Source organism: Streptomyces sp. NPDC039609, assembly GCF_055596705.1.
The window spans coordinates 1-22,393 of record NZ_JBVIUJ010000010.1; the positions used below are offsets into that span (position 1 = coordinate 1).

Genomic DNA, 22,393 nt, shown 5'->3' on the forward strand with positions numbered 1-22,393 from the left:
CAACTAATCTGGCGTTGATTTTTGGCACGCTGTTGAGTTCTCAAGGAACGGACGCTTCCTTTGTACTCACCCTCTCGGGCTTTCCTCCGGGCTTTCCCTTCGGTCTTTCGTGTTTCCAACCTTACCAGATCCTTTTCCGTTCCGTTTCCGGTTCGGATTTTGTTTCCGGTGGCCTGTTGGCGGCCTTGCCTTTCGGCGTGGTCACTACTTTAGCTGAATTCCCCGGCGACTCATAATCGAGCCATTCGGACCAAATTTCGGCATGCCGAAATCCGCCCCGTTGGGGTTCGTCGTAGGTAGTGGATGGCCGCTCCGGGGTGCTTGAGCAAGCATGTCCCGTTTCAAGCGGCTCGCCTACGTTAGGCGTCCGCAGCACCCGAGTCAAGTCGGGTCAAGAGGTCCTCTTGCGGGGCACATGGGCGCGGTACGGGCTCACCGTCGGGTCGGCGTCGATCCAGAAGCGCCAGGGGTGCGGTGCTCCGTCGCCGCCCACTCCCGTGCGCGGGCCGCTGCGTACCTGGTCGGCCGGGGGTGGGGTGCCTGTAAGGAGGGACAGTGGGGAGTCCGGGCCGGCGCAGGTGTCGGTGCCGTTCAGGGCGAGGGCCACGTCGAGGGCCGTGGCCAGGCGGGCCGGGCCTTTGGCCAGTTCCCTGTCGTAGCGGGCCGAGAGTCGACGGGTCCGTGCCTGTTCCGCTCCCACGAGGATCTCCCCCGCGCGCAGCAGGACTCCGCTCGCGTGGCCCTCCGGACCGCACACCAGATTGAGGCAGTGCCACATTCCGTAGGTGAAGTAGACGTACGCGTGCCCGGGCGGGCCGAACATGACGGCGTTGCGGGCGGTGCGGCCGCGAAAGGCGTGGGAGCCGGGGTCGATCGCGCCGGCGTACGCCTCCACCTCGGTGAGGCGGAGCTCGATCCGGCCCGCGTTCGCGTTCCGTACGAGGGTGCGGCCGAGCAGATCGGGGGCGACCTCCAGGACGGGGCGGTCGAAGAAGGTCCGCGGGAGCGGCGTACGGTCGGGGCTCTCGCTCATGGCGTCCGAGCGTACTGGGGCCCCTGGGGAAGCGGTGGGGAACCGGCTACGGTCGTCGCGCGTATGTAGAGGTCAAGGCCAAGCAGGACAAGAGGGAGTGTTCATGGGGTTCAAGAAGCTGCTCGCGAGCCTGGGTGCCGGCGGCGCGTCCGTCGAGACGGTGCTCACCGAGGAGAACGTCGTCCCGGGTGGCGTCGTGCAGGGTGAGGTGCGGATTCAGGGCGGCTCGGTCGACCAGCAGATCGAGGGGCTGTCCGTAGGACTGCAGGCCCGGGTCGAGGTCGAGGGCGCGGACCAGGAGACCAAGCAGGACGTCGAGTTCGTCAAGGTCCGGCTCGGCGGCGCCTTCACGGTGCAGGCCGGTGCGGTGCACGTGGTGCCGTTCGGTCTTGAGATTCCCTGGGAGACGCCGGTCACGACGATCGCGGGTCAGCAGCTGCGTGGGATGAACATCGGTGTGACCACCGAGCTGGAGATCGCCCGTGCGGTGGACTCCGGCGACCTGGACCCGATCAACGTCCACCCGCTGCCGGCGCAGCAGGCGATCCTGGACGCCTTCCTCCAGCTGGGCTTCCGATTCAAGAGCGCGGACATGGAGCGCGGGCACATCCGCGGGACCCGGCAGAAGCTGCCGTTCTACCAGGAGATCGAGTTCTTCCCGCCGCAGCAGTACCGCGGTCTGAACCAGGTCGAGGTCAGCTTCGTCGCGGACGACCGTGAGATGGACGTCGTCCTGGAGATGGACAAGAAGCCGGGGCTGTTCAGCGAGGGCAGCGACTCGTTCCGCGCCTTCAAGGTGGGGCTGCAGGACTTCCACACGACCGACTGGGCTGCTTACCTCAACCAGTGGCTCGCCGACGTCGGTGGCAAGCGCAACTGGCTCTAGGCTCGGCCCCGTACTGCAGGTCAGCGATACGGAGGTTCAGACGTGGCCGAGGGGAAGAGGGCGCCGCTCCCTCACGACTTCCATCCGCCGGTGTCGGCGTTCACCGTGGTGAGCGACGACATCGTGCCGGGCGGGGTGCTGAAGGACGCTCAGGTGTACGCGGAGGGCAACACCTCGCCGCAGCTGAGCTGGGAGGGCTTCCCGGCGGAGACGAAGAGCTTCGCCGTCACATGCTTCGATCCGGACGCGCCGACGGGCAGCGGTTTCTGGCACTGGGTGCTGTTCGACATCCCGGTGTCGGTCACCGAGCTGCCGGCGGGTGCGGGCTCGGGTTGGTTCGAGGGTCTGCCCGCCGGTGCCGTGCATGCCCGGAACGACTACGGCAAGAAGGACTTCGGCGGGGCCGCTCCCCCGGACGGTGAGAACCACCGGTACGTCTTCACCGTGTACGCGGTGGACAAGGAGAAGCTCGGTCCGGACGCGGACGCGTCCCCGGCTGCCGTGGGCTTCAACCTGCGGTTCCACACGCTGGCCCGTGCCCAGCTGCTCGCCGAGTACACGGGTCCCACCCACAGCTGAGCGTTCGTTTGTTGTTTGCCCGCTTCTGGTCTTGGAGAGATCAGAAGCGGGCATCTTTCGTTGCGCACGATATTGCGTTGTCCAACCCGGCGCGCCCGGCCAGAGTTGATCCCAGCCCGGAGCCCTGCCAACGGGGCTGGGCCGGCACACGGGAGGTGGGCACAATGCGGGACACGCTGGTTCTCAACGCGAGCTTCGAGCCGCTGTCGACGGTCACACTCAACCGTGCGGTGGTGCTTGTCCTGCAGGACAAGGCCGTCGTGGAGCAGGAGCATCCCGATCTTCGTATGCGTGCCGCCGCCGTCGACATTCCGGTGCCTCGGGTGATCAGGCTCTGCCGCTACGTACGGGTGCCGTTCCGAAGACAGGCCCCGTGGTCGAGGCGGGGGGTGCTGGTCCGGGACCAGCACCGGTGCGCGTACTGCGGGAGGCGCGCGACGACCGTGGACCATGTGGTGCCGCGGGCGCAGGGTGGTGGGGACAGCTGGCTGAACACGGTGGCGTCCTGCGCCGAGGACAATCACCGCAAAGCGGACCGAACTCCTGAGCAGGCGGGGATGCCGCTGCTGCACGAGCCGTTCGTGCCGACGCCGGCGGACGCGATGCTGCTGGCGATGCGGGCCGGTGAGAGGTCCGAGCTGCCGCAGTGGCTGGCCAATTCGGCGGCGTGATCCGGTGCCTTTCGATGTGTGCGGGAGCGTACGACGAGGGCCCGCTTCCCTTCCCGGGGAGCGGGCCCTCGTCGTTCAGCGGAGCAGCAGCTGAACGATGGCGGCGATGCCGACGACGACGATGACGCCGCGCAGGACGGGCGGGGGGAGGCGTCGGCCGACCTTGGCACCGATCTGGCCGCCGATGGCCGAGCCGACGGCGATGAGCACGACGGCGGTCCAGTCGAAGTCGGCGACGAAGAGGAAGAAGAGCGCGGCGATGCCGTTGACGATCGCGGCGAGGACGTTCTTGACGGCGTTGAGGCGCTGGAGGGTGTCGGCGAGGAGCATCCCCATGAGGGCGAGGTAGATGATCCCCTGGGCGGCGGTGAAGTAGCCGCCGTAGACGCTGGCGAGGAGCAGTCCGGTCAGCAGGAGCGGGCCGCCGTCGGGGTCACCGTGGTGGCCGTTGCGTTCACGGCGGGCCTGTACGGCCTTGGAGAGCCGGGGCTGAAGGACGACCAGGACCAGTGCGAGGGCGACGAGGACGGGGACGATCGTCTCGAACGCCCTGGCCGGGAGCATCAGCAGGAGGACGGCTCCGCAGAGTCCGCCGATCGCGGCGACGGAGCCGAGGCGGAGGACGCGCCGACGCTGGCCCTTGAGTTCCTCGCGGTAGCCGATGGCTCCGCTGACGGAGCCGGGGATGAGACCGAGGGCGTTGGAGACGGTGGCCGTGACCGGGGGCAGTCCGGTGAGGAGGAGGACGGGGAACGTGATCAGCGTTCCCGATCCGACGATGGTGTTGATGGTGCCGGCTCCGACGCCGGCCGCGAACACGGCCAGTATTTCCCAGATGGACAACGCCATCTCCTTAAAGGATCAGTGGCTCGCCTCCCCGCCCTGACGTCCGTCGGGGTCGAGGGGCTCGCACCGATCATGCCTGACTACGTGTACGTGTCAGTCGACCGGGGGTGCTTCGCGGCGTTCGGTCTCGGCGCCGGTGCGACTGCCGGGCACTGTGCCGGTGTTGAAGCCGGGCGCTCCGCCGCCGAGGTTGCCGAAGGCGCCGGAGAGGCCCTTGAGCGCGTCGCCGATCTCGCTGGGCACGATCCAGAGCTTGTTGGCGTCGCCCTCGGCGATCTTCGGGAGCATCTGGAGGTACTGGTACGAGAGGAGCTTCTGGTCCGGGTCTCCGGCGTGGATGGCCTCGAAGACCGTACGGACGGCCTGGGCCTCACCTTCGGCTCGCAGGGCGGCGGCCTTGGCCTCACCCTCGGCGCGGAGGATCGCGGACTGCTTCTCGCCCTCGGCGGTGAGGATCTGCGACTGGCGGATGCCCTCTGCGGTGAGGATGGCGGCGCGCTTGTCGCGGTCGGCGCGCATCTGCTTCTCCATCGAGTCCTGGATGGAGGTCGGCGGCTCGATCGCCTTGAGCTCGACACGGTTGACGCGGATGCCCCACTTGCCGGTGGCCTCGTCGAGGACGCCGCGCAGGGCCGCGTTGATCTCCTCGCGGGAGGTGAGGGTCCGCTCCAGGTCCATGCCACCGATGATGTTGCGCAGGGTGGTGACGGTGAGCTGCTCGATGGCCTGGATGTAGCTGGCGACCTCGTAGGTCGCGGCGCGGGCGTCGGTCACCTGGTAGTAGATGACGGTGTCGATGTTGACGACCAGGTTGTCCTGGGTGATCACGGGCTGCGGCGGGAACGGGACAACCTGTTCGCGGAGGTCGATCCGGTTGCGGATCGAGTCGATGAACGGGACGACGATGTTCAGGCCGGCGTTGAGGGTGCGGGTGTAGCGGCCGAAGCGCTCGACGATCGCGGCGCTCGCCTGCGGGATGACCTGGATCGTCTTGATCAGGGCGATGAAGACAAGCACCACCAGAATGATCAGGACGATGATGACTGCTGACATCGCGTTCCCTGTGCCCTTCGCTGCCGGTCGACTGCCGGGTTGGTTGTGATGATCGAGTTTCCCAGACGGCGCGCTGTCGCGTGGGGGGTTCGGTCACATGACCACGGCGGTCGCCCCGTCGATGTCGACGACGTCGACCTGCTCTCCGGGCTCGAAGGCGAGGCCGGAGTCGAGCGCGCGGGCGGACCAGATCTCACCGGCGAGCTTGATGCGGCCGCCGTTGCCGTCGACCCGTTCCAGGACGACGGCTTGACGGCCTTTCAGCGCGTCGATGCCGCTGGCGTGCTGGGGCGGGCCGTTGCGATGGCGGGCGGCGATGGGTCGTACCACCGCGAGGAGCGCGACGGAGACGACGACGAAGACGACCACCTGCGCGACGATGCCGAAACCGAGACCTGCGGTCACGGCTCCGGCGATCGCACCGACGGCGAACATGCCGAATTCGGGCATCGCGGTCAGGACGAGCGGAATACCGAGTCCTACCGCGCCGATCAGCCACCAGACCCATGCGTCGATGTCCACGTGGTCATGGTAGGGCGGTGGGGTGGGTCCGGGACAGGGTGCGATACCCGGCCGGATTCGGCTACTTCAGCGGGAGGCCCTGGGCGGTGTAGCGGTCGCCGACGTGCTCGACGACGAGCGGCAGGCCGAAGCAGAGGGAGAGGTTGCGGGAGGTCAGCTCGGTCTCCATCGGGCCGGCCGCAAGTACCTTGCCCTGACGGATCATCAGGACGTGGGTGAAGCCCGGGGCGATCTCCTCGACATGGTGGGTGACCATGATCATGGAGGGGGCGTACGGGTCGCGGGCGAGGCGGCCGAGGCGGCGGACGAGGTCCTCACGGCCGCCGAGGTCGAGTCCGGCGGCGGGCTCGTCGAGGAGGAGGAGCTCGGGGTCGGTCATCATCGCGCGGGCGATCAGGGTGCGCTTGCGCTCGCCCTCGGAGAGGGTGCCGAACTTGCGGTCCAGGTACTCGGTCATGCCGAGGCGGTCGAGGAAGGCGCGGGCGCGCTGCTCGTCGACGGCGTCGTAGTCCTCGTGCCAGGTGGCGGTCATGCCGTACGCGGCGGTGAGGACGGTCTGCAGGACGGTCTGCTTCTTGGGGAGCTTCTCCGCCATCGCGATGCCGGCCATGCCGATGCGGGGGCGGAGGTCGAAGACGTCGGTGCCGACGCCGCCGAGCTGCTCGCCGAGGACGCGGGCGGTGCCGGCGGAGGGGAAGAGGTAGCTGGAGGCGATGTTGAGGAGGGTGGTCTTGCCGGCGCCGTTGGGGCCGAGGATGACCCACCGCTCGCCCTCCTTGACCGACCAGGAGACATCGTCCACCAGAGCCCGTCCGTCGCGGACCACGGATACGTCCACCAGCTCCAGTACATCGCTCATGAGCGCGTTGTCTCCCCTTGCGGTCGAGTCGAGTCGTCGCGTGCGCCTGTGGGCGCGGCGTCCAGGGAAAACCTACGCCACTGTCGGAGCGGGCCGGTCGTTAGGTCCGGTACTTCCCTGCCGCGGGGCGGGGAGTCCCTAGTCTGGGGGCATGCTTTCGGAACCACGCTCAGGACGTCTGGCCGCTTGGGGCAATGCCCTGTTGGCCGGATCGGTATCGCCGGACGACGCGGCGCTGGCCATTGTCGGGAATGACGCGGTGCACCGCGTGGAGGGTCTGCCGGGCGAGGCGGGGCCGGTCGGTCTGACCTTGGCGCTCGGTCGGCTGCGGCGGCTCGGGGTGTCCGGGTGGCGGGTGGCGCTGCCGGCGCCGGGGCATCCGCTGGGGCTGAGCGGGCCGCCGGACTTCAACGCGCGGGCGCTGGAGGCGGAGGAGGCGGTGGTCGGTTTCGGCGCTCCGTACGGTCTTGTGCCGGAGGTCACGGAGGCGGGTCCGCCGGGTGATCTGCATGTGGAGGTGGTGTGGCGGTGCCTGGCCGTGCGGGAGGCGCCGCCCGCGGACGTACCGTCGCTCGGCGAGGCGGAGCGGGAGCTGGCGGAGGCCCTGCGCGAGGCGACGGCGGTGCTGACGAAGCTGGACGTCGCGGGGTCGGGCCCGGTGGCGGACGCGGCCCGCGAGGCCTACCGGGCGCGGGCGGAGGCGGGGCGCGAGGTGCTGGCCCCGGGGTATCCGGCGCGTGCGGTACGGGTGTTGGAGCTGGCCCAGCGGGTGGGCCTGCTGATCGACCTGGCGTACGACCACGGCCACGGCGGCGCGGTCAGCGCATCGGAGATGGCGGCGCGGGGGGCGGCGCTGCGGCCGGTGGAGCGGGTGGCTCGGCGGGCGCAGGTGGCGGCGTACAACGCGTATGTGGAGGAGCGGGAACGGGAGCTCTGAGGTAGCGGGAGCTCTGAGGAAGCGGGAGCTCTGAGGGCTCGGTCACGCGGCTCGGCCACGACCGCGGGCGGAGTGCGCCGCAGTGGGCGGGGCCGGGGAGGCGCCCCTGCGTCGACGGGTGCGAGGACACGTCGGGAAAAGGGAGAAGCCCGGCCCCCGGGGGATCGTCCGGGGGCCGGGCTGGTCGCGGGGGCGTCAGTGGTTGACGGCGCCGTTCGCGAAGGCCGGGTTGAGCAGGCCGATCACGTTGACCGTGTTGCCGGAGACGTTCACCGGGACGTGCACCGGGACCTGCACCAGGTTGCCGGACGCGACGCCCGGCGAGTTGAGGGCCTCGCCGTGCGCGTCCGCCCCACCGTGGGCGGAGGCGACACCCGCACCCGCGGCGACGATGCCACCGGCGATCATGGTGAGGGCAGCGGCCTTCTTCAGGTTCTTCACTTCAGGATCCTCCTGGTATTCGCTGCGGCCGGCCGCCGCAGCACGCCATGGAGAACGCCCGCAGCCCCGTCGGGTTGCGCCGAACGGGGGACATGCACCCCACAGTATGAAGAAGGGAACGGAGGTGCCCCTTCCGCCTCACGCGTTTCACGGGGTCAGGCCGTGCCGCACCGCCCAGAGCGCCGCCTGCGTCCGGTCCGCAAGATCGAGCTTCATCAGGATGTTCGACACGTGCGTCTTGACCGTCTTCTCCGAGAGGACGAGCGCCCGGGCGATCTCACGGTTGGACCGGCCGTCCGCGATCAGGCCGAGGACCTCGCGCTCGCGCTCGGTGAGCGTGGAGCCGCGACCGGTGCCGCCGTGGCCGTCCTCCTGGGAGAGCAGCGCCCCGGCCACCTCCGGCTGGAGCAGCACATGTCCCGCGTGTACGGAGCGGATGGCGCCGGCCAGCGCGTCCGGGTCCACGTCCTTGTAGACGTACCCCGAGGCACCCGCCCGCAGCGCGGGAACGACCGTGCGCTGCTCGGTGAAGCTGGTGACGATCAGCACCCTCGCCGGGTTGGCCAGCTCGCGCAGCTTCCGCAGCGCCTCGATGCCGTCCATGCCGGGCATCTTGACGTCCATGAGGACGACGTCGGGCCGCAGCTCCTCGGCTCGCGCGATGCCCTCGGCTCCGTCGGCCGCCTCGCCGACGACCTCTATGTCGTTCTGGACCTCCAGGAAGGTCCGCAGGCCGCGCCGGACCACCTGGTGGTCGTCGACCAGCAGAACGCGAATGGCCCTCCCGTCTCCCACGACCGCCCTTCCGACGGAGCGCTCCGCGCTGCCCCTCTTGCTGTCACCCACCGGGGACCTCCATCTCGATCGTGGTGCCTCGGCCGGGCCCCGATGTCACGGTGAGTCTGCCGCCGACCCCACCGGCCCGGTCCCGCATGGAGACGAGACCGAGGTGCCGGCCCGCCCTGCGGACCGTGCGGGGGTCGAAGCCCCTGCCGTCGTCGGAGACGGTGAGCAGCGCCCCCTGGCCGGCGCGGACGAGGGAGACGGCGACCAGCTCCGGCTCCGCGTGGCGCAGGGCGTTGTGCAGGGCCTCCTGGGCGACCCGCAGCATGGCCTCCTCCTGTGCGGCGGGCAGCGCGCGCACCCCAGAGCTGTCGAAGGTGACATGGGCGCTGTGGGCCCGGTCCAGGACCTGGATCTGGGTGCGGAGGGTGTGGACGAGCCCGTCCTCGTCGAGCGCGGCGGGCCGCAGCTCCACGACGGCGGCGCGCAGCTCGTCCGCGGCCTCGGCGGCGAGCGCGGCGACCTGCTGGAGCTCGCCCTTGGCGCGGGCCGGGTCGCGGTCGACCAGGGCGGCCGCGGCCTGGGCGGTGAGCCGCAGCGAGAAGAGCTTCTGGCTGACGGCGTCGTGCAGCTCGTGGGCGAGGCGCGAGCGCTCCTCGGCGATGGTGAGCTCGCGGCTGCGCTCGTAGAGCCGGGCGTTGGTCAGGGCGATGGCGGCGTGCTGCGCGAGGATCGAGAGCAGCTCCTCGTCCTCCTCGGTGAAGCCGCAGCCGCCCTCCGGCTTGGGGCATCGCTTGTTGGCGAGGAAGAGGGCGCCGATGGTCTCCTCGCCGTCCTGGATGGGCAGGCCGAGGAAGTCGGACATCTCCGGGTGGGCGGAGGGCCAGCCCTCGAAGCGGGGGTCCTTGCGTACGTCCGCGAGCCGCTCGGGCTCGGCCTTGTGGAGCATGGCCGCGAGGATGCCGTGCTGGCGCGGCAGCGGCCCGATGGCCCGCCACTGCTCGTCGCTGACGCCGTCGACGACGAACTGGGCGAAGCCGCCGTGGTCGTCCGGGACGCCCAGTGCCGCGTACTCGGCGTCGAGGAGCTCGCGGGCGGAGGCCACGATCGTCTTGAGGACGTCGCGCACCTCCAGATGGCGGCTCATCGCCAGGAGTGCGGTGCTCACGGCGGCCAGGCCGGAGCTCGGTCGATGACTCATGAATTCACCGTACCGGTGCGTCGTGACCGTGTGTATCCGCCTGGGGACGGCCGTCGGCCGGGACCGTGGGCCTAGGTCGAAGTGCCTTGTGCGGTCGGGGCCCGCGGACGAGGCGGCGGCAGGGTGCGCGGTCGGAGGCTGGATCCATCGGCAGGAGAGGGGATGGATGTCATGCCAGTCGCGACCATCACGGGTGCGTCGAAGGGTCTTGGCCGGGCGTTGGCGGGCGCGCTGGCCGGGCGGGGCTGGGATCTGGTGCTCGACGCCCGGACGGCGAAGGTTCTCGAGGAGAGCGCGGAGGCGGCACGCGCGCGTGGGGCGCGGGTGGTGGCGCTGCCCGGGGATGTGACGGACGCGGCGCACCGCCGGGAGCTGGTGGCCGCGGCGCGGGAGCTCGGCGGGCTCGATCTGCTGGTGAGCAACGCGAGCGCGCTGGGGGCCGAGCCTCTGGTGCGGCTGGACGCCCTGACCCTGGACGGTCTGCGGGCGGCGCTGGAGACGAACGTGGTGGCCGCCCTGGGACTCGTGCAGGAGGCGCTTCCGCTGCTGAGGGAGAGCGCCGTGGGGGCGGTGGTCGCGGTGAGCTCGGACGCGGCTGCGGAGGCGTACGAGACCTGGGGCGGTTACGGGGCGTCGAAGGCGGCGTTGGACCAGCTGATGGCGGTGCTGGCGGTCGAGGAGCCGGGACTGCGGGTGTGGGCGGTGGATCCCGGGGACATGAACACGGACCTGTACGCGGCGGCCGTCCCTGAGGACGACGGTCCGCGGCCGGAGCCGGGGGCGGCGGTGCCGGGGTTCCTCACGCTGCTCGACCGCAGGCCGGCGAGCGGCAGGTACGCGGCTGCCGACCTGGTGGAGGCGGTCCTGTGAGGGTGTCTGCGGCCGTCACGGTGCCCGAGGAGCTGTCCGCGCGTGTGCCGGCGGAGCAGCGCGGGCCGGGGCGGGGACGGGAGGACGTGCGGCTGATGGTGTCGCGCGGGACGGAGGTGTCGCACCACGCGTTCCGGGAGCTGCCGGCGCTGCTGCGGGCCGGTGACGTGCTCGTCGTCAATACGAGTGCGACCCTCGCCGCCGCCGTGACCGGGCGGCTGGGCGGGGAGAGCGGTGGGGAGGCGGTGGTCGTGCACTTCTCGACGCGTGGCGACGACGGCCGGTGGGCGGTGGAGGTACGGGAGCCCGACGGGCGGGGCAGCACCCGGCCGCGGGCGGGTGGTCCCGCGGGCGCGGTGGTCCGGCTGCCCGGCGGGGCGCGTCTCGTGCTCGAGGAGCCGCTGGTGGCGGGGCCCGCCCGGCTGTGGTGGGCGCGGGCGGACACCTCCGTACCGGCGCTGCTCGCGCGGTACGGGCGGCCGATCCGTTACGGGTACACGGAGCGGGACCAGCCGCTGGCCGCGTATCAGACGGTCTTCGCGCTCCCCTCCCCCGACGGTTCGGGGTCGGCGGAGATGCCGAGCGCGGGCCGGCCGTTCACGGCCGCTCTCGTGGCGGAGCTGGTGCGCCGGGGGGTGCAGTTCGCTCCCCTCACCCTGCATACGGGGGTGGCGTCGGCTGAGGCCCATGAGCCGCCGTACCCGGAGCGCTTCGAGGTCCCGGCGTCGACGGCGTGGCTGGTGAACGCGGCGAAGGCGGGCGGGGGCCGAGTGATCGCCGTGGGGACGACGGCCGTGCGGGCCCTGGAGTCGGCCGCCGACGGGAGCGGACTCGTACGGTCCGCGGCGGGGTGGACGGACCTGGTGGTGACGCCGGCGCGTGGGGTGCGGGTGGTGGACGGGCTGCTGACCGGGCTGCACGAGCCCGAGGCCTCGCATCTGCTGATGCTGGAGGCGATCGCCGGGCGGCCCGCTCTGCGCCGCGCCTATACCGAGGCGGTACAGGAGCTCTACCTCTGGCACGAGTTCGGCGACGTCCACCTCATCCTCCCGAAGGAGAGCCCTCACCATGCGCAAGTGCGAAGCAACGCCTGGTGAGTTCGTTACATGGCCGATGTGAGCCCGCACATAGGACGCAGGTCACTTACGAACCGCCCTAGTGGACCCAAAAGGGACAGATAACCACTGTCTGAGCGGGTCCCGGGCGCGTTTCCATGGGTCGTGCACCGGCCCCTGATCCACTACCCGGGATCGTACGTCACACCTTTGCCACAGGATTTTGCTGCCGCTAAGAATTGCAGCCGTCGCCGCCGAGAGGGCGAAGCGCCGCCCCGGCCTGAGCGACCCCCTGCTATTCGAAGAGGTAGTCCTGCATGTCTGCGAACACCCGTCGTCTGAACAAGACCCACAAGGCCTCGATCGCCGGTGTCGCCGTTCTCGGCGCCGCAGCCCTCGGCTTCTCCCTCGTGCCGGCCAACGCCGCCACCGAGGTCGAGCCGCAGGCCCTGGCGAACACGCAGCAGGTCGCCCTGGCCTACAACGCTGACAGCGCGCAGGCCAAGGCCCTGCAGGCCAGCCTCGCCGACCAGACCGCGAGCATCGGCCTGAAGGCCAAGCAGGAGGCCGAGGCCAAGGCCGCCGCAGCCGCCGCGAAGGCGAAGGCTGACGCGAAGGCCAAGGCCGACGCCAAGGCGAAGGCCGCTGCCAAGGCCAAGGCCGAGGCCGAGGCGAAGAAGCGCGCCGCGGCGAAGGCGGCCGCGAGCCGTGCCGCCGCCCGTACGCCCGTCTTCGCGAACAACCTCGACGGCTGGATCCGCGAGGCGCTGTTCATCATGGACAAGCACAACATTCCGGGCTCGTACAACGGCCTGCACAAGAACATCATGCGTGAGTCCAGCGGTAACCCGCGGGCCATCAACAACTGGGACATCAACGCCATCAACGGTGTCCCGTCGAAGGGCCTGCTGCAGGTCATCTACCCGACCTTCAAGGCGTACCACGTCCCGGGCACCAAGTTCGACCAGTACGACCCGGTCGCCAACATCGTCGCCGCGGCCAACTACGCCGCCGACCGCTACGGCTCGATCGACAACGTCAACAGCGCCTACTAAGAGCTGCCCACACGCCGCTCGAAGCTGCTGCCACGCCGAAGGGCGGCACCCCGTGCAGGGGTGCCGCCCTTCGGCGTGGGCGCGGGCCGGTGCTACTTGCGCATGACCTCGGGCTCGTGGCGGCGCAGCAGACGCGCCACCGCGAAGCCACAGGCGATGCCGATGAGCAGCAGGATCGTGAGGTTGAAGCCCCACTGGCCGACGGTGTGGTCCCACAGCGGGTCCAGGTTGGTCGGGTCCTTGTGGTCCCACGGCGGCATGAGGTGCGCCAGGTCGAGGGTCGAGCCCGCGGCGGCGATGGCCCAGCGCGAGGGCATGAGCCAGGCGAACTGCTCCAGGCCGGGCGATCCGTACACCTGGAAGAGGATGCCGGTGAACACGACCTGGACGATCGCGAACATCACGAGCAGCGGCATCGTCTTCTCGGCGGTCTTCACCAGCGAGGAGATGACCAGGCCGAACATCATCGAGGTGAAGCCGAGCGCGATGATCGTGACGCAGAGTTCGACGGCCGGCGGAAGCACCAGACCCTCGGCCGGCAGCTCACGGGTGGCGAAGCCGATACCGCAGATGATCACGCCCTGGATGGCGGTGATCACGCCGAGGACGATGACCTTGGACATCAGGTACGCCGAGCGGGACAGGCCGGTGGCCCGCTCCCGTTCGTAGATGACCCGCTCCTTGATCAGCTCTCGTACGGAGTTGGCGGCGCCCGAGAAGCACATGCCGACCGCGAGGATCAGCATGATCGTGCCGGCGTCGCCGTTGAAGCGCGACGGCGGCGTGGGCGGGGCGAGGCCGAAGTCGGCCGGGATGACGACCGAGACCAGGCCGAGGACGGCCGGCAGGATCACCATCAGGCCCATGAAGCCCTTGTCCGAGGCGATGACCGAGGAGTAGCGGCGGATCAGCGTCCACAGCTGCGAGCCCCAGCCCTGCGGCTTGGGCTGCCTGGCCATGGCCTGCTGCGGCATCTGGACCGGCTGCGCGGCGACGGCGTCGATGTCCGCGGCGTACATCTGGTAGTGCTGCGAGCCCTTCCAGCGGCCCGCCCAGTCGTAGTCGCGGTAGTTCTCGAAGGCGGAGAAGACATCGGCCCAGGTGCTGTAGCCGAAGAAGTTCAGCGCCTCCTCCGGCGGACCGAAGTAGGCCACGGAGCCGCCGGGAGCCATGACGAGGAGCTTGTCGCACAGGCCCAGCTCGGCCACCGAGTGCGTGACGACGAGGACCGTGCGGCCGTCGTCGGCGAGGCCGCGGAGCAGCTGCATGACGTCGCGGTCCATGCCCGGGTCGAGGCCTGAGGTCGGCTCGTCCAGGAAGATCAGCGAGGGCTTGGTGAGGAGCTCCAGGGCGACGGAGACACGCTTGCGCTGGCCACCGGAGAGGGAGGTGACCTTCTTCTCCTTGTGGATGTCGAGTTTGAGCTCGCGCAGCACCTCGTCGATGCGGGCCTCGCGCTCGCTCTCCGCGGTGTCGCCGGGGAAGCGGAGCTTGGCCGCGTAGCGGAGCGCCTTCTGGACGGTCAGCTCCTTGTGCAGGATGTCGTCCTGCGGGACCAGACCGATGCGCTGGCGCAGCTCGGCGAACTGCTTGTAGAGGCTCCGGTTGTCGTAGAGGACATCGCCCTCGTTGGCCGGGCGGTATCCGGTGAGCGCCTTGAGCAGGGTGGACTTGCCGGAGCCGGACGGGCCGATGACACCGATCAGCGACTTCTCGGGGACGCCGAAGGAGACGTCCTTGAGGATCTGCTTGCCGCCGTCGACGGTGACCGTCAGGTGGCGGGCCGAGAAGGAGACCTCACCGGTGTCGACGAACTCCTCGAGCTGACCGCCGACCATCCGGAAGGTCGAGTGACCGACACCGACGATGTCGTTGGGGCCGATGAGGACGGAGCCGCCCTTGGCGATCGGCTGACCGTTGACGTACGTGCCGTTGTGCGAGCCGAGGTCACGGATCTCGAAGCGGCCGTCGGGCGTCGCGTGGAACTCGGCGTGGTGGCGCGAGACCTGGAGGTCGGAGACGACCAGTTCGTTCTCGAGCGCACGACCGATGCGCATGACGTGACCGAGGGCCAGCTGGTGGAACGTGGTGGGGCTGCGGTCGCCGTAGACCGGCGGCGCCCCCGCGGCGCCGCCTCCCTGGCCGGGCACCTTCTGCGCCAACTGCTCGGCGGGGCCGCCCTGCTGGTGCGGGAACTGCTGTGCCTGTCCCTGCTGCTGCCAGCTCTGCTGCGGCGGCGGGGCCTGATGCGTGGCCCAGTCGGCCTGCGCGGCGGACTGCTGTGCGTTCGGCGCGCCATGGGCCGCCTGCGCCGCGTGCGGCGCCTGGGCCGCTGCCTGTTGCTGCGCCGGGGCGCCGCCGGCGAGGTTCAGCCGCGGGCCGTCGGTCGCGTTGCCGAGGTGTACCGCGGAGCCGGGGCCGATCTCCATCTGGTGGATCCGCTGCCCCTGCACGAACGTGCCGTTGGTCGAGCCGTGGTCCTCGATGACCCAACTCCGGCCGCCCCAGCTGATGGTGGCGTGACGCCACGAGACCCTGGCGTCGTCGATCACCAGGTCGCCCTGCGGATCACGTCCCAGGGTGTACGACCTGGACGGATCGAGAGTCCAGGTCCTTCCGTTCAATTCCAGTACGAGTTCTGGCACTCCATGCCCCACTACTTGTCCCCCGATGTACCCCCGTCGCAGGGAGTCTAGGGATGGCGAACATCGGGGGGAACTATTTCAGGCCCTGCCGGTACTCCGAAAGTCGGGCGGTGTGAAGACCCCGCAGAGGCGTGCTTCGACCGCCCCCGAGTGCCCCCCGTACGGGCCGTTGACTCAAGGAGAAACCACCCCGGAGAGTGGTAAGCACCCATGAGTGCATACGGATCATGTACGAGTGGGGCAACTCGCCACAAACCGGGGGGTTCTGATGGATGCGGGCGGCGATGGCGAGCGGGCGGTCGCGATCGATGTGATTCTGGCCTCGATCGCCGCGGTGAGCTGGGCACTGGTGGGCATGGCGGGTGCCGCGGCGCTCGGACTCCATCTGCTGGGCGCGGACGCGACCGGTGGGCTGGGGCCGATGACGGCCGCCGTGGTCGTGCTCGGCGTGGGCGGGTCGGTGACGCCGTCGGGCGATGTGTCGGCGTTCGGCCTGGAGGGTGCGGCGATGGAGACCGCCGTCGACTTCACGCCATTGGGGGTCTCCCTGACGGGGGCGCTGTTCCTCGCGTACTTCTTCCTGCGCTCGCTGCGCCGCGCCGGGCCGTACGTCTCGGGGACGGAACTCGCCGCCCGGGTCCTGGTTCTGGTGACGTTGTTCCTGGCGGTCGTGGCCGGTCTGGCGTGGGCCGGGAACGACGTGGTGACCATCGACGGGGGCGCGTGGGGCGTCGACGGGGTTCCGGGGGCGGGCGGGATCGGGGACATCGACGTCGATGGCATCGGAGGCATCGGGGACATCGGTGGGCTGCTGCCGGACCGGATCGGCGATCTGGTGGAGGCGGAGGCGTCGGTGGGGTTCTCGGTGAACGCCGTCGAGTCGTCGGCGGGGGCGCTGTTCTGGGTCGTCGGGGTGGTGCTGATCGCGCTGCTCGCCTCGCGGCGGGCGCCGCTGCCGCCGGGGCGGGTCGGGGACGCGGTGCGGCGGGTGGCGCGGCCGGCGGTGTCGGCGCTGGTGACGGTGGTCCTGGTGGCGGTGGCCGCCGGTTACGCGGCGGCGGGGTACGCGGCGCTCGGCGACGAGCATCCGCGCCGGGTGGCCGGGGCTGCTCTGCTGGGCGCGCCGAACGGGGTGGGGCTCGGGGTGCCGCTCGGGCTCTTCGTGCCCTGGCGGGGCGCCGCGCGCGGGTCGTTGGCGGAGGTGCTGCCTGATCCGCTGGACGCGCTCGTACGGGGTTCCACGGAGCGGCCGGTGACGGTGGACCGGCTCGCGGAGCTCGACGAGGGGGTCTGGCTGCTCGCGGTCGCCGCGATCGTGGCGATGCTCGCCGCGGGGGTGCTGGCCGCCGCCCGTACGCCCCGGGCGGGGCTGGGGGCGGCCGGCTTCGCCCGGCGGTGCGCGGTGCGGCTCGGTGCGGCGACCGCGCTCGCGCTGCCGTTGCTGGTGGTGCTGAGCGGGGTGTCGGTGGACGCGTCGCTCGCGGTGCTCGGGGTCGACGCCTTCGACGCGGGGATCGAGCTGCACGGGGATGTGGGGGCCGCGCTGTTGCTGGGGGCGGTGTGGGGAGCGGGAGCGGGGGGCCTGGGGGCGCTGCTCGCGTGCGCGGCGGGGGTGGCGGGCGGCCGGGCGGGTACGTACGGGGGCCCGGCCCGTATGCCGGGGCCGTACCGCCCCTCGACGCCGTACCGGCCGCAGGGCGTGGGGACGCGTCCGTACGGGAGCGAGCAGGGCGACGGCGGGCTGCACAGCGCTCCGACGCAGGCGGGTCCCGGCCTCTGGGCCCCTCCACCGCCGCCTCCACCGCCCCCGCTGTCCGGTCCACCCGGTCCGGCAAGGCCTGGGCCGCCCAGTCCAGGCCGGCCCGGCGCGTCCGGTCCGGCGGGGCCGCCCGGTCCAGGCCGGCCCGGCCCGTCCGGTCCGGCGGGGCCGTCCGGTCCGGCGCCCGGTGGGCCGGGGCACGGGTCGTCGTGACCGGTCGCGCCCGCTGCCCCTCGGAGGGCTACGGTGACAAGGGTGCGACCAGCCGGGTGTCCGGTACGCGGGACGGGGGGACTGGTGGCACCCAGTGCCCGATACGGTGGAACCACCATGAGCGCATCGCAGACCTCAGACGTTCCCACCCTTCTCGTCAAGATCTTCGGGAAGGACCGCCCCGGGATCACCGCCGGGCTCTTCGACACCCTCGCCGCGTACTCCGTCGACGTCGTGGACATCGAGCAGGTCGTGTCCCGCGGCCGCCTCGTCCTGTGCGCGCTCGTCACCGAGCCGACCGTCGCCTCCCAGGGCGAGCTGCGCGCGACGATCCACAGCTGGGCCGAGTCGCTGAAGCTCCAGGCGGAGATCATCTCCGGCACCGGTGACAACCGTCCGCGCGGCAGTGGCCGTTCGCACGTCACCGTCCTCGGGCACCCGCTGACCGCCGAGCAGACCGCCGCCATAGCGGCGAGGATCGCCGAGAACGGCGGCAACATCGACCGTATCTTCCGCCTCGCGAAGTACCCGGTGACGGCGGTCGAGTTCGCCGTCTCGGGCTGCGAGACCGAGCCGCTGCGAACCGCACTGGCCACGCAGGCGCACGACATCGGTGTGGACGTGGCCGTGGTCTCGGCGGGGCTGCACCGCCGTGCGCAGCGGCTGGTCGTCATGGATGTGGACTCCACACTCATCCAGGACGAGGTGATCGAGCTCTTCGCGGCGCACGCGGGCTGCGAGGACAAGGTCGCCGAGGTCACTGCCGCGGCGATGCGTGGCGAGCTCGACTTCGAGCAGTCCCTGCACGCACGCGTGGAGCTGCTGGCCGGGCTCGACGCCTCGGTGGTGGACAAGGTCCGTGCCGAGGTACGGCTCACCCCCGGCGCCCGCACCCTCATCCGCACGCTCAAGCGGCTCGGCTACCAGGTCGGCGTGGTCTCGGGCGGGTTCACCCAGGTCACGGACGATCTCAAGGAGAGGCTGGGGCTCGACTTCGCCTCGGCCAACACGCTGGAGATCGTGGACGGGAAGCTGACCGGCCGGGTCACCGGCGAGATCGTGGACCGTGCGGGCAAGGCGCGGCTGCTGCGCCGGTTCGCGGTGGAGGCGGGGGTGCCGCTCTCCCAGACGGTGGCGATCGGCGACGGCGCCAACGACCTGGACATGCTGAACACGGCCGGCCTCGGCGTGGCCTTCAACGCCAAGCCCGTGGTGCGCCAGGCCGCCCACACGGCCGTGAACGTGCCCTTCCTCGACACGGTCCTCTATCTGCTGGGAATCACCCGCGAGGAGGTCGAGGCGGCGGACGGCGACGAGGAACTGTTGCACTGACGTCCGTCGCCCACCCCGCCCGCGTACGGCGAGGGGCCCGGCCCCCTTGGGGTGGCCGGGCCCCTCGCCGTACGGGCGGGTCAGCTGTGCGGTGCCCAGTAGTCGAGCAGGGTGCCCACACCGGGCTCCACGGACTTCCAGGAGCCGCTGAAGCCGAGGACGGAGAACGCGGCGGTGGGGAAGCCGCCCCTGTCCATCCGGGCCAGGGCGTCGCCCTCGGCCGAGCCCGCGAGGACCTCGGAGAGGGCGTGCATCCCGGGGTTGTGGCCGATGACGAGGACGTTCCCGACCTCGTCGGAGACCTCGTTGAGCAGGGCGATCAGCTCGCCGGGAGAGGCCTCGTAGAGCCGCTCCTCGTAGACGGTCCTGGGTCGGTGCGGCAGCTCCTGCACGGCCAGCTTCCAGGTCTCGCGGGTCCTGACCGCGGTCGAGCAGAGGGCCAGATCGAAGGTGATTCCTGAGTCGGCGAGCTTGCGCCCGGCCACGGGGGCGTCCGCGCGGCCGCGGTCGGCGAGCGGTCGCTCGTGGTCGGACACCTGGGGCCAGTCGGCCTTGGCATGCCGGAGCAACACAATCCTGCGGGGTTCGGGGGGGCCGGGGGGTGTCCCCCCGGAAGTCGCTGCGACGCTCATGGGCTCCAGCTTCGCACGAAACGAGCCACCGGGCGCAGGGTGTTGGGTCAGTGGGGCAGCGTCTGCTGGATCTGCTCCAGGAGATGCCCGACCGACGGGTCGCCACCGGCCGCGTGGGCCCCGCCCGGTCCCGCTATCAGCAGGAAGAGGGCGACGAACGCGGCCACCGGGAGGGCGAGCGCCCACCAGGGAAGCCGGGTGCCGACGCCGACGACGGAGGGGGCCGGGGTCCGGGTGTGCGTACGGGCCGACATGGCCGCCTCCGTGGGTCGGGACTTCCGCGGCGGTGACTGCCGCGATGTCTCCACGCTACGGAGCGCGCATCGCCGGGCCCATCCGGTGATCCACCTACTTCACCCTGAGACTCACCCCCTAGGGGATGGTGGGGTTGACCCCACCTCGAGGCGGGTCAGGGGGAGGCGATGGTGGCGATGACGGCGATGACGACCGAGATCCCCAGCATCGCGCCGAGCACGAGCAGGAGCTTCTTCTGGCCGTTCTGGGGGTTCGGGTCGAGCACTGGCATGGAGACAGTCTCGCATCTCAGCATTCGTCCTCGACGGTCCGGTCCCTTCCGGCGAGGGTGCCCACGATCATCTGGGGGATCATCAGCCCCGCCATGAGCGCGATGGGCAGGCCCCAGCCGCCGCTGTGCTGGTAGAGGACGCCGACCAGAAGAGGCCCGGGAATCGAGATGAGGTAGCCGACGCTCTGCGCGAAGGCGGAGAGCCGGACGACGCCGGCGCCGCTGCGCGAGCGCAAACCGATCATGGTGAGGGCGAGCGGGAACGAGCAGTTGGAGATGCCGAGGAGCACCGCCCAGACCCAGGCTCCGCCGGAGGGCGCGAGGAAGAGGCCGGTGTAGCCGACCACGCCGCACAGGCCCAGGGCCACGACGATCGGGCCCTGGGTCCTGAGCCGGGTCGCGAGGCGCGGGATGACGAACGCGAGCGGTACGCCCATCACCATGGTGACGGCGAGCAGCACGCCGGCCGTACCGGCCGGGACACCGGCGTCACGGAAGATCTGCGGCATCCAGCCCATCGTGATGTACGCGCCGGTGGCCTGGAGACCGAAGTAGGCGCCGAGGGTCCAGGCGGTGCGGCTGCGGGTGATCCGGAGCGGGGCGGCCGAGGGGGCCGCGGCTCGCGCCTCGAGGGCGCCGGTCGCCGACCCCGTACCCCGGTCGCGCAGCAGCGGGACCCAGGGCAGTACGGCGAGGGCGGCGAGGAGGGCCCAGACGCCGAGGCCGGTGCGCCAACTGCCGCCCAGGGTCTCGGTCATGGGCACGGTCGCGGCGGCGGCCAGGGAGGTGCCGAGGGCGAGCGCCATGGAGTACAGGCCGGTCACGCTGCCGACGCGGTCGGGGAAGTACCGCTTGACGATGACGGGCATGAGGACGTTGCTGACGGCGATGCCCATGAGGGCGAGGGCGCTGGCGACGAGGAAGCCGACGGTGCCGGAGGCGAAGGGGCGGACGGCGAGACCGGCGAGGATCGCGGCCATACCGGCGCACACGACGGCGGCGGGACCGAAGCGGCGGGCGAGGCGGGGCGCCGTGATGCCGAAGACCGCGAAGCAGAGCGGGGGTACGGAGGTGAGGACACCGGCCACGCTGCCGCTCATGTGGAGTCCGTCGCGGACCTCTTCGAGGAGGGCGCCGAGGCTGGTGATGGCGGGGCGGAGGTTGAGCGCGGCGAGGACGAGTCCGACGAGGACGATCCGGGTGATCCAGAGGGCCGGCCGGTCCGGTGCGGAAGAATCCCCCACGGTGGCGGTCGGCTTCGAGGTTCGGGCCGACGGTGCGGCGGTCTCGAGGGTCTGCGGCTCGTCATGCATGAGCGCCATCATAGAATCATGGGATGATTGGTTGTCCAATCCGGAACGAAATGGAAGGTGCACCATGGCGCTCGGCTCCCCCCGGCGTTCCGGGCTCTCCGATCAGGTGATCACCGAGCTGCGGAACCAGATCACCTCCGGCGAGTGGCCGGTCGGGTCGCGGATCCCGACCGAGCCGGAGCTGGTCGAGCAGCTGGGCGTGGCCCGCAACACCGTGCGCGAGGCGGTCCGCGCGCTCGCGCACAACGGGCTGCTCGACATCCGTCAGGGCTCGGGCACCTATGTCGTCGCGACCAGCGAGCTCGCCGGTGTGATGCACCGCCGGTTCGCCGGGTCCGACCCGCGGCACATCGCCGAGCTCCGCTCGACGCTGGAGTCCTCGGCGGCGCGGCTCGCGGCGCAGCGGCGCACGGAGCGGGACCTGAAGCAGTTGGACGCGCTGCTGAGCGGTCGAGAGGAGGCCTGGCGGTCGGGCGACGCGGAGCGGTTCGTGACGGCCGACGGCGCGTTCCACCACGCGGTGGTGGTCGCCTCGCACAACGACGTACTGACCGAGCTCTACGCCGACCTCGGAGACGTCCTGCGGCAGTGGCTGCGTGACGACCTCGGCCAGGAGCTGCGGCCGGAGCACCACATGGACCACGCGCGCCTGGTGGAGGCGATCCGGTCGGGCGACGCGGACACGGCGGCGGCCGAGGCGGCCGGGTATCCGTTCATGTGCCTCAGGAACCTGGGGCCCGCGGAGCCGGCTCGACCGGTTGGTGCGTGAGCCAGACGGAGCGGACCTCCTTCCAGCAACGGCCGGTCAGCCGGGCGTAGGCGGTCGCCTCCACGTCGACGGGGGCGCTGTCGGTGTCGACGTCCCACCATCGGTCGCACTCGACGTGCAGCCGGACGCGATCGGTGTCGGGGTAGGGGTTGTGACAGTAGGCGGTGACGCGGGAGCCCTCGACGACCGTGCGACAGGAGGCCCCGAAGTTCTCGGGCTCCTGGGCGACGGCCGGTGGCGGGGCGTCCTCGGGGGGACCGGGCGCCGCGCGCACCTCGGCCGCGACGGCGAATCCGGCGAGGAGTGCGGCGGCCGAGGCGAGAGCGGCGGCCCTGCGGTGCGGCGCGCGCATATCCCTACCTCCTCCCCGTCAGTAGCCGGAATGTCACGCTCCGATCCAGTGTGAGGGGGTT

25 protein-coding genes are annotated in these 22,393 nt (G+C 71.1%); 11 read left to right on the top strand and 14 right to left on the bottom strand.

Features of this window, described 5'->3' with window-relative positions; translation table 11 throughout:
• The coding region (locus ACZ561_RS27615) for a hypothetical protein (protein WP_467862707.1) at nt 1–236 on the top strand (236 nt) is incomplete at its 5' end.
• A gap of 155 nt (nt 237–391) precedes the next feature.
• Here the strand turns inward: ACZ561_RS27615 and ACZ561_RS27620 are convergent.
• Nucleotides 392–1,033, bottom strand: a complete 642-nt coding sequence (locus ACZ561_RS27620) for a DNA-3-methyladenine glycosylase (RefSeq protein ID WP_376443642.1) — start codon at nt 1,031–1,033, stop codon at nt 392–394.
• A gap of 103 nt (nt 1,034–1,136) precedes the next feature.
• Between ACZ561_RS27620 and ACZ561_RS27625 the strand changes: the two genes are divergently transcribed.
• From ACZ561_RS27625 to ACZ561_RS27635, 3 genes are all read left to right on the top strand, one after another.
• Nucleotides 1,137–1,919: a sporulation protein gene (locus ACZ561_RS27625; protein WP_376443645.1), complete on the top strand. Its 783-nt coding sequence runs from the start codon at nt 1,137–1,139 to the stop codon at nt 1,917–1,919.
• Nucleotides 1,920–1,961: 42 nt separating this feature from the next.
• On the top strand, nt 1,962–2,498 hold the full coding sequence (locus ACZ561_RS27630; protein WP_470999834.1) for a YbhB/YbcL family Raf kinase inhibitor-like protein: 537 nt from the start codon (nt 1,962–1,964) through the stop codon (nt 2,496–2,498).
• Between the two features lie 164 nt (nt 2,499–2,662).
• Nucleotides 2,663–3,169: an HNH endonuclease gene (locus tag ACZ561_RS27635; protein ID WP_329122199.1), complete on the top strand. Its 507-nt coding sequence runs from the start codon at nt 2,663–2,665 to the stop codon at nt 3,167–3,169.
• A gap of 75 nt (nt 3,170–3,244) precedes the next feature.
• Here the strand turns inward: ACZ561_RS27635 and ACZ561_RS27640 are convergent, their stop codons facing one another.
• From ACZ561_RS27640 to ACZ561_RS27655, 4 genes are all read right to left on the bottom strand, one after another.
• Nucleotides 3,245–4,018, bottom strand: a complete 774-nt coding sequence (locus tag ACZ561_RS27640; RefSeq protein ID WP_470999836.1) for a sulfite exporter TauE/SafE family protein — start codon at nt 4,016–4,018, stop codon at nt 3,245–3,247.
• A gap of 90 nt (nt 4,019–4,108) precedes the next feature.
• Entirely contained in the window at nt 4,109–5,068 is a 960-nt protein-coding gene (locus ACZ561_RS27645) for an SPFH domain-containing protein (RefSeq protein WP_470999838.1), read from the bottom strand.
• A 93-nt stretch (nt 5,069–5,161) separates the two neighbouring features.
• Nucleotides 5,162–5,590 carry an NfeD family protein gene (locus ACZ561_RS27650; protein ID WP_376443658.1) on the bottom strand — a complete coding sequence of 143 codons (429 nt, stop codon included), beginning with the start codon at nt 5,588–5,590 and terminating at the stop codon, nt 5,162–5,164.
• A gap of 61 nt (nt 5,591–5,651) precedes the next feature.
• Entirely contained in the window at nt 5,652–6,449 is a 798-nt protein-coding gene (locus ACZ561_RS27655) for an ABC transporter ATP-binding protein (RefSeq protein ID WP_329122190.1), read from the bottom strand.
• 151 nt (nt 6,450–6,600) lie between these two features.
• Between ACZ561_RS27655 and ACZ561_RS27660 the strand changes: the two genes are divergently transcribed.
• A complete protein-coding gene (locus ACZ561_RS27660) occupies nt 6,601–7,386 on the top strand; it encodes a hypothetical protein (protein WP_470999841.1) in 786 nt (261 codons plus the stop codon).
• Between the two features lie 195 nt (nt 7,387–7,581).
• On the opposite strand, the gene ACZ561_RS27665 is transcribed toward ACZ561_RS27660, so the two are convergent.
• The 3 genes from ACZ561_RS27665 to ACZ561_RS27675 all read right to left on the bottom strand — a co-directional run bounded on the left by ACZ561_RS27665 (nt 7,582) and on the right by ACZ561_RS27675 (nt 9,811).
• Nucleotides 7,582–7,827: a chaplin gene (locus ACZ561_RS27665; RefSeq protein WP_329122186.1), complete on the bottom strand. Its 246-nt coding sequence runs from the start codon at nt 7,825–7,827 to the stop codon at nt 7,582–7,584.
• 147 nt (nt 7,828–7,974) lie between these two features.
• Nucleotides 7,975–8,622 carry a response regulator gene (locus ACZ561_RS27670; RefSeq protein ID WP_471000370.1) on the bottom strand — a complete coding sequence of 216 codons (648 nt, stop codon included), beginning with the start codon at nt 8,620–8,622 and terminating at the stop codon, nt 7,975–7,977.
• Between the two features lie 43 nt (nt 8,623–8,665).
• A complete protein-coding gene (locus tag ACZ561_RS27675) occupies nt 8,666–9,811 on the bottom strand; it encodes a GAF domain-containing sensor histidine kinase (RefSeq protein ID WP_470999843.1) in 1,146 nt (381 codons plus the stop codon).
• A gap of 171 nt (nt 9,812–9,982) precedes the next feature.
• Between ACZ561_RS27675 and ACZ561_RS27680 the strand changes: the two genes are divergently transcribed.
• The 3 genes from ACZ561_RS27680 (at nt 9,983) to ACZ561_RS27690 (ending at nt 12,791) form a co-directional block, all read left to right on the top strand.
• A complete protein-coding gene (locus ACZ561_RS27680) occupies nt 9,983–10,681 on the top strand; it encodes an SDR family NAD(P)-dependent oxidoreductase (protein ID WP_471000373.1) in 699 nt (232 codons plus the stop codon).
• A gap of 2 nt (nt 10,682–10,683) precedes the next feature.
• Nucleotides 10,684–11,778: an S-adenosylmethionine:tRNA ribosyltransferase-isomerase gene (locus tag ACZ561_RS27685; RefSeq protein ID WP_471000376.1), complete on the top strand. Its 1,095-nt coding sequence runs from the start codon at nt 10,684–10,686 to the stop codon at nt 11,776–11,778.
• Between the two features lie 275 nt (nt 11,779–12,053).
• Nucleotides 12,054–12,791 (top strand): transglycosylase SLT domain-containing protein, encoded by a 738-nt coding sequence (locus tag ACZ561_RS27690; RefSeq protein WP_470999845.1) that lies wholly within the window; start codon nt 12,054–12,056, stop codon nt 12,789–12,791.
• A gap of 92 nt (nt 12,792–12,883) precedes the next feature.
• Here ACZ561_RS27690 and ACZ561_RS27695 read toward each other — a convergent pair whose 3' ends face one another.
• Nucleotides 12,884–15,448 carry an ABC transporter ATP-binding protein/permease gene (locus tag ACZ561_RS27695; protein WP_470999847.1) on the bottom strand — a complete coding sequence of 855 codons (2,565 nt, stop codon included), beginning with the start codon at nt 15,446–15,448 and terminating at the stop codon, nt 12,884–12,886.
• A 256-nt stretch (nt 15,449–15,704) separates the two neighbouring features.
• Here ACZ561_RS27695 and ACZ561_RS27700 point away from each other — a divergent pair, with 256 nt between their 5' ends.
• Both ACZ561_RS27700 and serB read left to right on the top strand, forming a co-directional pair.
• Nucleotides 15,705–17,408, top strand: coding sequence for a streptophobe family protein (locus tag ACZ561_RS27700; protein WP_470999849.1), 1,704 nt, complete (start codon nt 15,705–15,707; stop codon nt 17,406–17,408).
• 117 nt (nt 17,409–17,525) lie between these two features.
• Nucleotides 17,526–18,740 (top strand): phosphoserine phosphatase SerB, encoded by a 1,215-nt coding sequence (serB, locus tag ACZ561_RS27705; protein ID WP_376443679.1) that lies wholly within the window; start codon nt 17,526–17,528, stop codon nt 18,738–18,740.
• A gap of 80 nt (nt 18,741–18,820) precedes the next feature.
• Here serB and ACZ561_RS27710 read toward each other — a convergent pair whose 3' ends face one another.
• From ACZ561_RS27710 to ACZ561_RS27725, 4 genes are all read right to left on the bottom strand, one after another.
• Nucleotides 18,821–19,372, bottom strand: a complete 552-nt coding sequence (locus tag ACZ561_RS27710; protein ID WP_470999851.1) for a SixA phosphatase family protein — start codon at nt 19,370–19,372, stop codon at nt 18,821–18,823.
• Nucleotides 19,373–19,419: 47 nt separating this feature from the next.
• A complete protein-coding gene (locus ACZ561_RS27715; protein ID WP_470999853.1) occupies nt 19,420–19,626 on the bottom strand; it encodes a hypothetical protein in 207 nt (68 codons plus the stop codon).
• A 155-nt stretch (nt 19,627–19,781) separates the two neighbouring features.
• Complete coding sequence (locus tag ACZ561_RS27720) at nt 19,782–19,898, bottom strand: SGM_5486 family transporter-associated protein (RefSeq protein WP_261992078.1); 117 nt, start codon at nt 19,896–19,898, stop codon at nt 19,782–19,784.
• Between the two features lie 17 nt (nt 19,899–19,915).
• Complete coding sequence (locus ACZ561_RS27725) at nt 19,916–21,211, bottom strand: CynX/NimT family MFS transporter (RefSeq protein WP_470999855.1); 1,296 nt, start codon at nt 21,209–21,211, stop codon at nt 19,916–19,918.
• 64 nt (nt 21,212–21,275) lie between these two features.
• On the opposite strand from ACZ561_RS27725, the gene ACZ561_RS27730 reads away from it, so the two are divergent.
• Nucleotides 21,276–21,980, top strand: a complete 705-nt coding sequence (locus ACZ561_RS27730; protein ID WP_470999857.1) for a FadR/GntR family transcriptional regulator — start codon at nt 21,276–21,278, stop codon at nt 21,978–21,980.
• On the opposite strand, the gene ACZ561_RS27735 is transcribed toward ACZ561_RS27730, so the two are convergent.
• Nucleotides 21,934–22,332 carry a hypothetical protein gene (locus ACZ561_RS27735; protein ID WP_470999859.1) on the bottom strand — a complete coding sequence of 133 codons (399 nt, stop codon included), beginning with the start codon at nt 22,330–22,332 and terminating at the stop codon, nt 21,934–21,936. The genes ACZ561_RS27730 and ACZ561_RS27735 overlap by 47 nt on opposite strands.
• Nucleotides 22,333–22,393 lie beyond the last annotated feature (61 nt).

Excerpts from the sequence above, each read along its gene's own strand:
- ACZ561_RS27690 (WP_470999845.1), top strand. The coding sequence starts at position 12,054 with ATGTCTGCGAACACCCGTCGTCTGAACAAGACCCACAAGGCCTCGATC.
- ACZ561_RS27680 (WP_471000373.1), top strand. The coding sequence starts at position 9,983 with ATGCCAGTCGCGACCATCACGGGTGCGTCGAAGGGTCTTGGCCGGGCG.
- ACZ561_RS27730 (WP_470999857.1), top strand. The coding sequence starts at position 21,276 with ATGGCGCTCGGCTCCCCCCGGCGTTCCGGGCTCTCCGATCAGGTGATC.
- ACZ561_RS27675 (WP_470999843.1), bottom strand. The coding sequence starts at position 9,811 with ATGAGTCATCGACCGAGCTCCGGCCTGGCCGCCGTGAGCACCGCACTC.
- ACZ561_RS27635 (WP_329122199.1), top strand. The coding sequence starts at position 2,663 with ATGCGGGACACGCTGGTTCTCAACGCGAGCTTCGAGCCGCTGTCGACG.
- ACZ561_RS27735 (WP_470999859.1), bottom strand. The coding sequence starts at position 22,332 with ATGCGCGCGCCGCACCGCAGGGCCGCCGCTCTCGCCTCGGCCGCCGCA.
- ACZ561_RS27725 (WP_470999855.1), bottom strand. The coding sequence starts at position 21,211 with ATGCATGACGAGCCGCAGACCCTCGAGACCGCCGCACCGTCGGCCCGA.
- ACZ561_RS27640 (WP_470999836.1), bottom strand. The coding sequence starts at position 4,018 with ATGGCGTTGTCCATCTGGGAAATACTGGCCGTGTTCGCGGCCGGCGTC.
- ACZ561_RS27625 (WP_376443645.1), top strand. The coding sequence starts at position 1,137 with ATGGGGTTCAAGAAGCTGCTCGCGAGCCTGGGTGCCGGCGGCGCGTCC.
- ACZ561_RS27620 (WP_376443642.1), bottom strand. The coding sequence starts at position 1,033 with ATGAGCGAGAGCCCCGACCGTACGCCGCTCCCGCGGACCTTCTTCGAC.
- ACZ561_RS27700 (WP_470999849.1), top strand. The coding sequence starts at position 15,705 with ATGGATGCGGGCGGCGATGGCGAGCGGGCGGTCGCGATCGATGTGATT.
- ACZ561_RS27710 (WP_470999851.1), bottom strand. The coding sequence starts at position 19,372 with ATGAGCGTCGCAGCGACTTCCGGGGGGACACCCCCCGGCCCCCCCGAA.
- ACZ561_RS27715 (WP_470999853.1), bottom strand. The coding sequence starts at position 19,626 with ATGTCGGCCCGTACGCACACCCGGACCCCGGCCCCCTCCGTCGTCGGC.
- ACZ561_RS27720 (WP_261992078.1), bottom strand. The coding sequence starts at position 19,898 with ATGCCAGTGCTCGACCCGAACCCCCAGAACGGCCAGAAGAAGCTCCTG.
- ACZ561_RS27655 (WP_329122190.1), bottom strand. The coding sequence starts at position 6,449 with ATGAGCGATGTACTGGAGCTGGTGGACGTATCCGTGGTCCGCGACGGA.
- ACZ561_RS27660 (WP_470999841.1), top strand. The coding sequence starts at position 6,601 with ATGCTTTCGGAACCACGCTCAGGACGTCTGGCCGCTTGGGGCAATGCC.
- ACZ561_RS27645 (WP_470999838.1), bottom strand. The coding sequence starts at position 5,068 with ATGTCAGCAGTCATCATCGTCCTGATCATTCTGGTGGTGCTTGTCTTC.
- serB (WP_376443679.1), top strand. The coding sequence starts at position 17,526 with ATGAGCGCATCGCAGACCTCAGACGTTCCCACCCTTCTCGTCAAGATC.